General features: G+C 31.6%; 10 protein-coding genes and 1 pseudogene. 6 read left to right on the forward strand and 5 right to left on the reverse strand.

The genetic code is table 11. The features are described 5' to 3' along the window. Nucleotides 1-85: 85 nt before the first annotated feature. From AB1Z17_RS00210 to AB1Z17_RS00225, 4 genes are read left to right on the forward strand one after another with little or no spacing between them, the layout of a single operon-like run. Complete coding sequence (locus AB1Z17_RS00210; protein WP_368049779.1) at nt 86-1,813, forward strand: NAD(P)H-dependent oxidoreductase subunit E; 1,728 nt, start codon at nt 86-88, stop codon at nt 1,811-1,813. Nucleotides 1,814-1,830: 17 nt separating this feature from the next. Continuing rightward, nucleotides 1,831-3,099, forward strand: coding sequence for a 2Fe-2S iron-sulfur cluster-binding protein (locus AB1Z17_RS00215; RefSeq protein WP_368049780.1), 1,269 nt, complete (start codon nt 1,831-1,833; stop codon nt 3,097-3,099). A gap of 17 nt (nt 3,100-3,116) precedes the next feature. Next, nucleotides 3,117-4,568 (forward strand): Ni/Fe hydrogenase subunit alpha, encoded by a 1,452-nt coding sequence (locus tag AB1Z17_RS00220; protein WP_368049781.1) that lies wholly within the window; start codon nt 3,117-3,119, stop codon nt 4,566-4,568. Next, a complete protein-coding gene (locus AB1Z17_RS00225) occupies nt 4,552-4,995 on the forward strand; it encodes a hydrogenase maturation protease (RefSeq protein ID WP_368049782.1) in 444 nt (147 codons plus the stop codon). Before AB1Z17_RS00220 ends, AB1Z17_RS00225 begins: the two co-directional genes overlap by 17 nt. A 52-nt stretch (nt 4,996-5,047) precedes the next feature. Here AB1Z17_RS00225 and AB1Z17_RS00230 read toward each other — a convergent pair whose 3' ends face one another. The 4 genes from AB1Z17_RS00230 to AB1Z17_RS00245 all read right to left on the reverse strand — a co-directional run bounded on the left by AB1Z17_RS00230 (nt 5,048) and on the right by AB1Z17_RS00245 (nt 8,872). Next, nucleotides 5,048-5,473 carry a secondary thiamine-phosphate synthase enzyme YjbQ gene (locus AB1Z17_RS00230; protein ID WP_368049783.1) on the reverse strand — a complete coding sequence of 142 codons (426 nt, stop codon included), beginning with the start codon at nt 5,471-5,473 and terminating at the stop codon, nt 5,048-5,050. Between the two features lie 8 nt (nt 5,474-5,481). Continuing rightward, on the reverse strand, nt 5,482-6,678 hold the full coding sequence (gene lhgO / locus AB1Z17_RS00235) for an L-2-hydroxyglutarate oxidase (protein WP_368049784.1): 1,197 nt from the start codon (nt 6,676-6,678) through the stop codon (nt 5,482-5,484). Then, the gene (locus AB1Z17_RS00240; RefSeq protein WP_368049785.1) at nt 6,668-7,978 is read right to left on the reverse strand and encodes an MFS transporter; all 1,311 of its coding nucleotides are present in this window, start codon (nt 7,976-7,978) and stop codon (nt 6,668-6,670) included. Before AB1Z17_RS00240 ends, lhgO begins: the two co-directional genes overlap by 11 nt. Before the next feature lie 87 nt (nt 7,979-8,065). Then, nucleotides 8,066-8,872, reverse strand: coding sequence for a M48 family metallopeptidase (locus tag AB1Z17_RS00245; RefSeq protein WP_368049786.1), 807 nt, complete (start codon nt 8,870-8,872; stop codon nt 8,066-8,068). Nucleotides 8,873-8,946: 74 nt separating this feature from the next. Here AB1Z17_RS00245 and AB1Z17_RS00250 point away from each other — a divergent pair, with 74 nt between their 5' ends. Together AB1Z17_RS00250 and msrB are read left to right on the forward strand one after the other, a co-directional pair. Then, nucleotides 8,947-9,828 carry an alpha/beta hydrolase gene (locus AB1Z17_RS00250; RefSeq protein ID WP_368049787.1) on the forward strand — a complete coding sequence of 294 codons (882 nt, stop codon included), beginning with the start codon at nt 8,947-8,949 and terminating at the stop codon, nt 9,826-9,828. 82 nt (nt 9,829-9,910) lie between these two features. After that, entirely contained in the window at nt 9,911-10,312 is a 402-nt protein-coding gene (gene msrB, locus AB1Z17_RS00255) for a peptide-methionine (R)-S-oxide reductase MsrB (RefSeq protein WP_368049788.1), read from the forward strand. A gap of 101 nt (nt 10,313-10,413) precedes the next feature. On the opposite strand, the pseudogene AB1Z17_RS00260 reads toward msrB, so the two are convergent. Then, nucleotides 10,414-10,609: pseudogene (locus AB1Z17_RS00260) on the reverse strand (hypothetical protein); the annotation flags it as partial.

The following is a 10,609-nucleotide window of genomic DNA, read 5'->3' on the forward strand; positions in this document are numbered from 1 at the left end:
AAATTTAACGAAAACGTTTTAGAAACTTTTATAAAAAGTCTTTTCGTCGTAACTTTAGTTACAGCAAATAACAATAAATTTTCTTATGGATAGAACGCATCTATTAAACAAACTTTGGGAATTTCAACATAAATTTGGCTTTATTTCAGATGAAGCAACTTCTGAAATTTCAAAAACTTTAAATGTCTCAAATATTGAAATTGAAAGTGTTATATCTTTTTATCACTTTTTTCATAAAGAACCAACCGGTAAACATACCATCTATTTAAACAACAGTATTATTTCAGAATTAAAAGGTTTTGATGCTGTAAAATCAGCTTTTGAAAAAGAAACGGGCTGTACTTTTGACGAACAAGGAAATGATGAATTTTCTTTATTTGAAACTTCATGTATCGGCTTAAACGATCAAGAACCTGCTGCACTTATAAATTTTATGCCTTTTACAGATTTAACTCCTAAAAAAGTTAAACTCATAATTCAAAAAATTAGAAACGGTGAAAATGTAAAAGATTTTACAAGCAAAGTTAAAAGCAAAATACAGTACATTCCTAAAGATGATAAAGCCGTAATATTTAGACCTTACGAAATGGGTAAAAGTATTAAAGAAGGTGTAAAATATTCACCTCAAGAAATCATCGATAAAATATACAAATCAAAATTAAAAGGTTGTGGTGGAGCTTTTTTTGATGTCGGCTACAAATGGCAGTCTTGTAAAAAAAATGAAGATGATACTAAGTATATTATTTGTAATGCAGATGAAGGTGAACCAGGTACTTTTAAAGATAGAGCAGTTTTTCAACACTTACCAGGATTGGTAATTGAAGGAATGATTTTAGCGGGTTATGCAACTGGCGCAAAAGAAGGGATTATTTACTTAAGGGCTGAGTACCAATTTTTTAAACCGGAATTAGAAAAATTAATACAAGAGTTCTGTGCCAATAACTTTTTAGGAAAAAACATTTTAGGAGTAGAAGGATTTGACTTCGAAATGCGAATTCAATTAGGAGCTGGCTCTTATGTTTGTGGAGCTGCTTCAGCATTAATTGAATCAATGGAGGGCCGCAGAGGTGAGCCACCTGTTCGAATGTGGTCGGCAACTAAACATGGTTTCAAACAAAAACCAACAGTTGTAAATAATGTTGAATCACTTGCCTATGCTTCACGTATTATTGAGTTTGGTGAAGATTTCTTTTTAAGTATGGGAACGCCCGAAACTCCAGGAACTAAATTAATTAGTATTTCTGGTGATGTTGCAAAACCAGGAATTTATGAAATTGAATACGGAACTTCAATTAGAGAATTATTGGGAATTGAAATGAGCCAAGCTACGGCTCCTTATTTTGTTCAGGTAAGTGGTCCTTCAGGAGAACCTGTATCTCCAAGTGAATTTGATCGTAGAATTTGCATGGAAGATATTTTATGTGGTGGTTCTTTTATGGTCTTTAATAGAACTCGAGATATTCTTCATATCCTTAGAAATTTTATGGAATTCTTCAAAGAAGAATCTTGCGGAGTTTGCACTCCTTGCCGTGCTGGAAATTTCATATTAAATGAAAAAGTAAAAAAAATGCAACGAGGATTGGCTTCTGAAACAGAAGTTGAAGAAGTAAAAAAATGGGGAAATATAATTAAAACCGCTAGCCGTTGTGGTTTAGGTAAATCTTCACCAAACTCTCTTATTTATTCATTAGATAAGTTTAAAGAATATTTCAATTTAAAAATTGCTCCTGACAGCGAACTTCAATTTGTTGAATTCGATATGGAAGCAGCAGTTTCTGAGTTTGATAGCATAATTAAAGACACACAATTGTAGATTGAAACTGAATAAACATGGAAAATGTAACATTTAAAATAGACGGAAGAGATTGTATAGCTGAAAAAGGACAAAACCTGATAGAGGCTGCAAAACAAAATGGTATTTTTATACCAACCCTTTGTCACTTCAAACATTTAAATCCTATTGGAAGTTGTAGAGTTTGTACTGTAAAAAGTAATGGTCGATCAATGGCTGGCTGTACCTTAACAGTTGATGAAAACATGGATTTTGAAGTTAACACCCCTGAATTACTAGATACGCGTAAAGCAATTTTAGAAATGATGTTTGTTGAAGGTAATCACTTCTGCCCTTCTTGCGAAAAAAGTGGTGACTGTCAAATGCAAAATTTAGGTTATGAAACAGGTATAAGCCATACGCGCTTTCCGCATTTATTTGTAGATCGTAGAGTTGATGCCCGCCCTGAAAGAATAGTTATCAATCAAAATCGCTGTATCAAGTGTAAACGCTGCATTGAAGATATTAGCACAGCCGATGGTTACAAAGTATTTAACTTAACTAACCGAGGAAACGATACTATAGTTTCTATTGACTATGAGCAAGAGGCAAAGCTTTCTGAATCTGAGGCAGAATATGCAATGCATATTTGCCCAACAGGTTCAATTTTAGTTAAAGGAAAGTCATTTAGTAAGCCATTTGGAAATCGCCAATTCGATTATATTAATGAAGGTAAAAATGTTTCATTAATTGATCTTAAAAAGAACAAAACAACTAATGTTAATAGGAAAATGCGTGTTGCAACAACTTCATTAGCTGGTTGTTTTGGTTGCCATATGTCTCTGTTAGATGTAGATTTAGGAATCTTAGATTTATTAGAAGTTATTGAAATCCATAAATCACCATTAACCGATATTAAACAATTTACTGAAAGATGTGATATTGGTTTAATTGAAGGCGGATGCTGTAATACAGATAATATTGAAGTATTAAGAGAATTCCGTAAAAATTGTGATATTTTAGTATCTGTAGGTGAGTGTGCAATTTGGGGAGGACTTCCTGCAATTAGAAATACAATTCCTTTAGAAGAATGTTTAAGAGAGTCGTATTTAGATTCTATGACAAGCGAAGAAGGTGAGACAATAATTCCTAACCATGAAGACATCCCAAAAATTTTAAATAAAGTATATTCAAACCATGAAGTAGTGAAAATTGATTATCACATTCCTGGTTGTCCGCCAAATGCAAATCACATTTGGAACGTTGTAAAGAATTTATTATTTGAAGGAGAACATGCTATTGAATTTCCTGAATTTAAGTATGACTAACCTTAAAAACCAAAAAAATGAATAAGAAAAAAATAGTTATAGAACCAGTAACACGAGTTGAAGGTCACGGAAAAGTGACAATAAAATTGGATGAAAACGGAAAAGTTGAAGATGCGTTTTTACATATTGTAGAATTTAGAGGGTTTGAAAAATTTATACAAGGGCACCCATACTGGGAAGCGCCTGTATTAGTGCAACGTTTGTGCGGAATTTGCCCTGTAAGTCATCACATTGCAGCAGCAAAAGCAATTGACCAACTAGTGGGTATAGATCCAGAAAATTTAACTCCAACAGCAACTAAACTTCGTAAATTACTACATTATGGACAAGTTTTTCAATCGCACTCATTACATTTTTTCTATTTAGCATCTCCAGATATTTTATTTGGCATTAATGCTCCGGCAGAAAAAAGAAATATTGTTGCAGTTGCACAAGCAGATCAGGAACTTGCCAAGAAAGGTATTTTAATGCGAAAATTTGGTCAGGAAATTATCAAAGCCTTGGCTGGTAAAAAAATACACGGAATTTTAGCTGTTCCAGGTGGTGTTCATAAAACATTTACCAAAGAAGAACGTGAATATTTTTTAGATGGAAAACAAATTCCAAATGTTGATACAATGATTGAATGGTCGAAAGAAATCATCGACTTTATGAAAAACTATCATTTTGAAAATGCGCAATGGATAGATAATTTTGCTGCATATCCATCAAATCACTTAGGGCTGGTTCATAAAGAAACTGGCGCAATGGAATTGTATGATGGCGACTTGCGTTCTATTGATTTTGAAGGAAATGAATTGCTAAATATTCCAGATACTGAATATCGAAATCATTTTAAAGAAGCTGTTGAACCTTGGTCTTACCTAAAATTCCCTTATATGACAAAATACGGAAGAGAAAAAGGTTGGAACCGCGTTGGACCGTTAGCTCGTATGAATACTAGTTCACATATTCCTACACCTTATGCAGAAATTGAGCGTCAAATATTTAAAGGATACACCCAAAATAAGCCTAATAATATGACAATGCATACGCATTGGGCACGTTTAATTGAAATGTTGCATTGTGCCGAATTAATGAAAGAATTATTGTTGGATGACGATTTAATGGGCACTGATTTAGTAACCCAAGGAACTCCAAGAAACAAAGGTATCGGTATTATTGAAGCACCAAGAGGAACACTTATTCACGAATACCATACAGATGATAAAGGCTTAATTACCAAATGTAATTTAATAGTTTCAACAACGCATAATAATGAAGCTATGAATCGTGGAGTTAGAGCTGTTGCCAACGAAGTTTTAAGTGAAAAACCTGAAATAACGGAACCTATGCTTAACCAGGTTGAAATGGCAATTAGAGCCTACGATCCTTGTTTAAGTTGTGCAACCCACGCTTTAGGACAAATGCCATTAATAGTTCAATTAGAAGATAATCAAGGAAATTTAATTGATGAAAAAATTAGATAACATACTTATTATTGGAATAGGAAATAACACGCGTCAAGACGATGGTCTTGGCTGGGGTTTTTTAGATAGTTTATTAAAAGACGGTTACAACGAAGAAAATTTATTATACAAATATCAATTAATGGTAGAAGATGCCGAATTGATAGGTGATTATGACAATGTAATTTTTGTTGATGCCTGCATCACTGAACTAAAAAATGGTTTTGAAATTGAACGTATTTACCCTGCTGAACAAGTAGCGTTTTCTACTCATGAAGTTCCTCCAAATCAGGTGCTGAATTTGTGTGAAACCATTTACAATAAAAAACCTAAAGCATTTATGATAAAAATTCAAGGATATGTTTGGGATATTGAGATTGGACTTAGTGAAAAAGCAACAGAAAATTTAGCAAAATCTATTGCTAATTTTAAACTTTTAAAACTTTAATTAGACTGTCCTAAAAGTATTAAAATCATAAATACTAAAAAGAAGTAACTATTTATAAAGTTCCAAAAGCTGTGACGACTAATTTTCTACTTCCTCCATAATCTCTATGCTCACATAAATAAATACCTTGCCAGACACCTAAATTTAAGTTGCCGTTTGTAATGGGAATCTGAATTGAACTTCCTAATAATGAGCCTTTAATATGTGCTGGCATATCGTCTGCCCCTTCATAAGTATGAATGTAATATGACATATTTTCTGGAACCATTTTATTAAAATGACTTTCAAAATCAGTTCTAACAGTTGGATCTGCATTTTCATTAATGGTTAAACTGGCTGAAGTATGTTTTATAAAAACTTGTAATTGTCCAATTTTGAAATTCTTTATTTGGGGCAACGCACTTATAATTTCAGAAGTAATTAAATGAAATCCTCTTGTAACTGGTTTTAAACTTATTTCTTTTTGATAAAATTCCATAAACTCAATTATACTTTAGCAATAATTTCATCTGCAATTGCCAAACAAGCAGTTGCTGCTGGAGATGGCGCATTTATTACGTGAATATTATTATGTTGTTTTTCAATTTTAAAATCGTCCACCATATTTCCGCTGTAATCTATAGCTTGAGCTCTAACTCCAGATCTTGAAGGTTGCACATCATTTTCAGTTAAAGAAGGCATCATTTTTTGCAATTCTTTTACAAACAAGCGTTTAGAAAACGCACGTTTATATTCATCAATTCCTTTGCGCCAATGTTTGCTAAATAACTTCCAAGTTCCACTAAAAGTTAAAGCTTCAAAAGTATCTTTTAAACTAAAACTTGTTCTGTTATAACCTTCTCTTTTAAATGTAAAAACAGCATTTGGACCACATTCAATACTCCCATCAACCATTCTTGTAAAATGAACTCCCAAAAAAGGAAATTTTGGATTAGGAACTGGATACACCAAATTTTTAATTTTATGAGAGGCTTCAGGAGTTAATTCGAAATAATCACCTCTAAAACCAACAATTTTTACGGCTAATTGGATATTGTCCTTTTTGGCATTTCTATCGGATTGCAAACCTGTACAAAAAATTACTTGCGATGCTTCAAAAACACCTGTATTGGTTTTTAATATTGTTTTATTGATTAAAGAATCTATCTTTTTCACTTCACAAGAAGCATAAAACTTACTTTTAGTATTCAGTATTTCTATTTGCTTTACAAATGCTTTACAAACTCCAACATAGTCTATTATACCAGCTGTTGGCACCCAAATTGCTTTTATTCCTTTAATAAAAGGTTCTTTTTGAAATATTTCTTCTGAAGTTAAAAAAGAAATTCCTTTAGTTCCATTTTTAATTCCTCTATTATAAATTTCTTCTAAGATAGGTGATTCATCATTTTTAGTTGCAACAATAATTTTTCCACAAACATCATGCTTTATATTATGTTTCTTTGCAAAACCTACTAATTGCGTATGACCGTTATTACAATTTCTAGCTTTATAACTTCCTGGTTTATAATAAATTCCAGAATGAATTACACCTGAGTTTCGCCCTGTTTGATGTTTGCCAACTTCTGTTTCTTTTTCTAAAATAGCAATAGATTTATTGGGGAATTTTAGCTGTAATTTATAAGCAGAAGCCAAACCAACTATACCTCCTCCAACAACAATAAAATCGTATTTATTGGACATATTTTGTTTTTCCAACAAAGTTCAGCAAAACAAAAGAAATTAAAAAGAAAACTGCTAAAAACAATACACTATACTGCATTGACCCTGTTAAAGAAACTAACAATCCGAATACAAGCATTCCAAAAACGATTGCAATTTTTTCTGTAACATCGTAAAAACTAAAATAGGTTGCATGGTCTTTAGTTTCAGGTAATAATTTTGAATAGGTAGAACGCGAAAGTGATTGTATTGCTCCCATTACCAATCCAATAAGCGCACCTAGTCCGTAAAAATATAGATGTATATTCTCTTGAGATTTATCTAATAAAAAGGCAACAAAACAAACAATTGCCCAAATCAAAACCGTAATTTTTAAGGTCGAAATATTTCCAATTCTGTCCGACAACCTTGAAAATGCAAAAGCTCCAACTATTCCTACAATTTGAACCACTAAAATAACAGCAATTAAATCTAATGTTGGCAAGCCTAATTCTTTACTTCCAAAAATACCAGCCATTAAAATAATTGTCTGCACTCCAACACTATACATGAAAAATGAGCTTAAAAAGAATTTTAATTCTGGATGCTGTCTTAATTCTTTAGCAACTATTCTTAATTCGTGTAAACCTTTCCAAAAAAAATCTTTTTCAGGGTTTCTGTCATACACATTATTGGGGAGCTTTGCATACGTTACTTGAGCAAATCCAAACCACCAAACACCTACAATTAAAAATGTTAATCGAGAGGCAAAACCTGCATCTGGCAACCCAAAAAATTCGGGTTTATTTATCATAAGTAAACTTAATAACAACAATAAAATAGAGCCAGAATAACCAAAAATAAATCCTTTTGCACTTACATCATCTTGCTGTTCTGGATGTGCAACTTCAGGTAAATAAGCATTATAAAAAACAATACTTCCCCAAAACCCAATGCTAGCTAAAATGGTAAATACTATTCCTACCCATAAAGTTTCTTCACCTTTAAAAAAGAACAAACTCATAACAGAAAGAGATCCTAATAAACAAAAAGCTTTTAAGAACTTTAATTTATTACCTGTATAATCTGCAATACCTGATAAAATTGGAGAAATAAAGGCGACAATTAAAAAGGAAAAAGCTAGGGTATAATCATATAAAGTAGTTGGATTCCATTGTGTGCCTAAAAAAGTAATTTTTCCTTCAATATTTGTAAATGATTCTGTTAAACTACTGTAATAAATTGGAAAAACTGCTGTACTAATAACTAATGAATATACTGAATTTGCCCAATCGTAAAATGCCCATGCATTTATTAGTTTTTTATCTCCTTTTTTTAACATAAATTTTTAAATAAAAAAAACCGTTTCATTTTTAGAAACGGTTTACAATATACTATAAATATTTTTCTCTATTTTTAAAATTCAACGCTATTGCACATTGTATTGTTTTGCTAGCTTAACTGCTGTTGGCAAATAAGCTTTTAAATTAGCTATTCTAGTTTCATTAGAAGGGTGTGTACTTAAAAATTCTGGAGGCGCATTTCCACTACTTGCTCTTTGGCTCATTCTAATCCAAACATTAACAGCTTCTTGAGGGTTGTAACCTGCCATAATCATAAAAACCATTCCTAATTTATCGGCTTCTGTTTCATGTGTTCTGCTGTAGGCAAGCATTCCAACCTGAGAGCCAACGCCATAAATTGTATTCCATAATTGTTGCGTTTTCGGATCTTTATTATTTGTTCCAATTGCAACTGCTATTCCACCTAACTGCTGTCCATAAGCACTTGTCATTCGTTCTTGACCGTGTTTTGCAAACGCATGTGCTACCTCGTGCCCCATTACTGCAGCAATACCATCTGTATTTGCACAAATTGGTAATATACCCTGATAAAATACAACTTTACCTCCAGGCATACACCATGCATTTACCGTGGGATCATCTATTAAATTAAATTCCCAACGGTAATTGTCTGCTTCACTTACCATATTATTCGCTCTCATAAATTTATCTACAGCTTTAGAAATTCGCAGTCCAACTGACTGAACTTCATTGGTCATTTTTAAATCAGAAGAAATTTTATTTTCTTTTAAAAAACCTTCATATTGTGCAAAACTCGCAGGTAAAATTTGTGCATCATTCACAATATTAATTCGTTTTCTTCCAGTAATAGGCACCGTACTACAGCTAATTACAAATAGCAACACTAATGTTAAGGAAATTATTTTTTTCATTTTTCACTTTTTTAAATGTTATTTTTTGTTTAATGTAACAAATTCTATCTTTATCCACAAATTTGATACTAACAATGCAACAAAATAAATCTAATACTTTAACTAAAACAAAAAATATTACAAAAATTCCAAGGTCAATAATTATACCTGGAAAAATATTACAATGTATTGCTCCGCCTTTGGCAACTAATTATGCCATAAAACTTTTTAAAACACCTATAAAATTTAAAACGCCAGACCGTGAAAAAATGATGGCTAAAAGTGCACAAAAAGAAATGCTTTTTATTCCTGAATTAAATAAAAAAGTAATGGTTTACACTTATGGTTATTCTAAAAAGAAAGTTTTATTGGTACATGGTTGGTCTGGTAGAGGGACTCAATTGTATAAAATTGCAGATAAATTATTAGAAAACGGATTTATGACCATTAGTTTTGATGCACCCGCTCATGGAAAATCTGAAGGTAAAAGTACCTTGATGAATGAATTTATTACTGTTTCCATGTTTTTAGAAAATAAATATGGTCCTTTTGAATATGCTATTGGGCATTCTTTAGGCGGAATGGCAATTTTAAATAGTATTAAAAAAGGTCTAAAAGTTAAAAAAGCAATAATTATTGGCTCTGGTGATATTATTACAGATATTATTGATGTTTTTGTTAAAAAAATTAAACTAAAACAAAAAATTGTTGCAAAAATGAAGCAGGCTTTTTATAAGAAATTTGGAGAAGATATTGATAATTATTCAGCAAGTATTGCTGCAAAAAGCGTTAAAATTCCAACATTAATAATACATGATACTGAAGATAGAGAAGTTCCTGTAAGTTGTGCAACCAATATTCGTCAAAATACTGAACAAGGTGAACTTTTAATAACAAATGGTTTAGGACACACCAGAATATTAAAAGATAATTTTGTTATAAATAGTATTATAGAATTTATAAAAAGAAATCCTTAAAATGAAAAAATTACTTTTATTTTTAGTTGCAGTTACTTGTATTATATCATCCAGTTATTCCCAAGAAAAAAAAGAAAAAATCATGATTAAAAAAATAGATAAAACTGAAGAACAGTGGCGAAAAGAATTAACTCCACAAGAATATTATGTGTTAAGAGAAAAAGGAACTGACCGTCCGAGTGAAGGTGGTTTAACCTCTCATTTTGAAAAAGGAACCTACCATTGTGCTGCTTGTAATTCACAACTATTCGAATCTAATAGTAAATTTGAATCGCATTGTGGTTGGCCTTCTTTTGATGATGCTATTGAAGGAACAGTTAATTATGTTAGAGATACAAGTCTAGGTATGATAAGAACTGAAATTATTTGTGCCGCGTGCGATGGACATTTAGGTCATATTTTTGATGATGGTCCAAAAGAAACTACCGGACAACGTTATTGTGTAAATACTACTTCAATAAAATTTGTAAAGGATAAAAAGTAAATTACCAAAAAAATAAGCAACGAAAAAACTGTAAAATGCTAAAAAAAGGCTTAGAATTTAAATTCTAAGCCTTTTTAATTTTTTATCCTAAAATGTGTAAATTAATTATTCACACCAATTCTCCAAACTTGAGAATTAATTGAGTCAATAGAATTATCCCAATCTTTAAGTGCATTTACCCAACTTCCTTCACCATAAATTTCTTCATAATACTTTTTAATTCCCCCATTATCTTCATCCATTTCAGCCCAATTATTAAAGGTCCAAACTATTGCAACATCTCTTCCTTCATCGTCT

Source organism: Lutibacter sp. (assembly GCF_040883305.1).
Classification (GTDB): Bacteria; Bacteroidota; Bacteroidia; order Flavobacteriales; family Flavobacteriaceae; genus Lutibacter.

Coding starts and splice junctions, on each gene's coding strand:
- AB1Z17_RS00240 (WP_368049785.1), bottom strand. CDS start 7,978: ATGTTAAAAAAAGGAGATAAAAAACTAATAAATGCATGGGCATTTTAC.
- AB1Z17_RS00225 (WP_368049782.1), top strand. CDS start 4,552: ATGAAAAAATTAGATAACATACTTATTATTGGAATAGGAAATAACACG.
- AB1Z17_RS00215 (WP_368049780.1), top strand. CDS start 1,831: ATGGAAAATGTAACATTTAAAATAGACGGAAGAGATTGTATAGCTGAA.
- AB1Z17_RS00210 (WP_368049779.1), top strand. CDS start 86: ATGGATAGAACGCATCTATTAAACAAACTTTGGGAATTTCAACATAAA.
- AB1Z17_RS00245 (WP_368049786.1), bottom strand. CDS start 8,872: ATGAAAAAAATAATTTCCTTAACATTAGTGTTGCTATTTGTAATTAGC.
- lhgO (WP_368049784.1), bottom strand. CDS start 6,678: ATGTCCAATAAATACGATTTTATTGTTGTTGGAGGAGGTATAGTTGGT.
- AB1Z17_RS00230 (WP_368049783.1), bottom strand. CDS start 5,473: ATGGAATTTTATCAAAAAGAAATAAGTTTAAAACCAGTTACAAGAGGA.
- AB1Z17_RS00250 (WP_368049787.1), top strand. CDS start 8,947: ATGCAACAAAATAAATCTAATACTTTAACTAAAACAAAAAATATTACA.
- AB1Z17_RS00220 (WP_368049781.1), top strand. CDS start 3,117: ATGAATAAGAAAAAAATAGTTATAGAACCAGTAACACGAGTTGAAGGT.
- msrB (WP_368049788.1), top strand. CDS start 9,911: ATGATTAAAAAAATAGATAAAACTGAAGAACAGTGGCGAAAAGAATTA.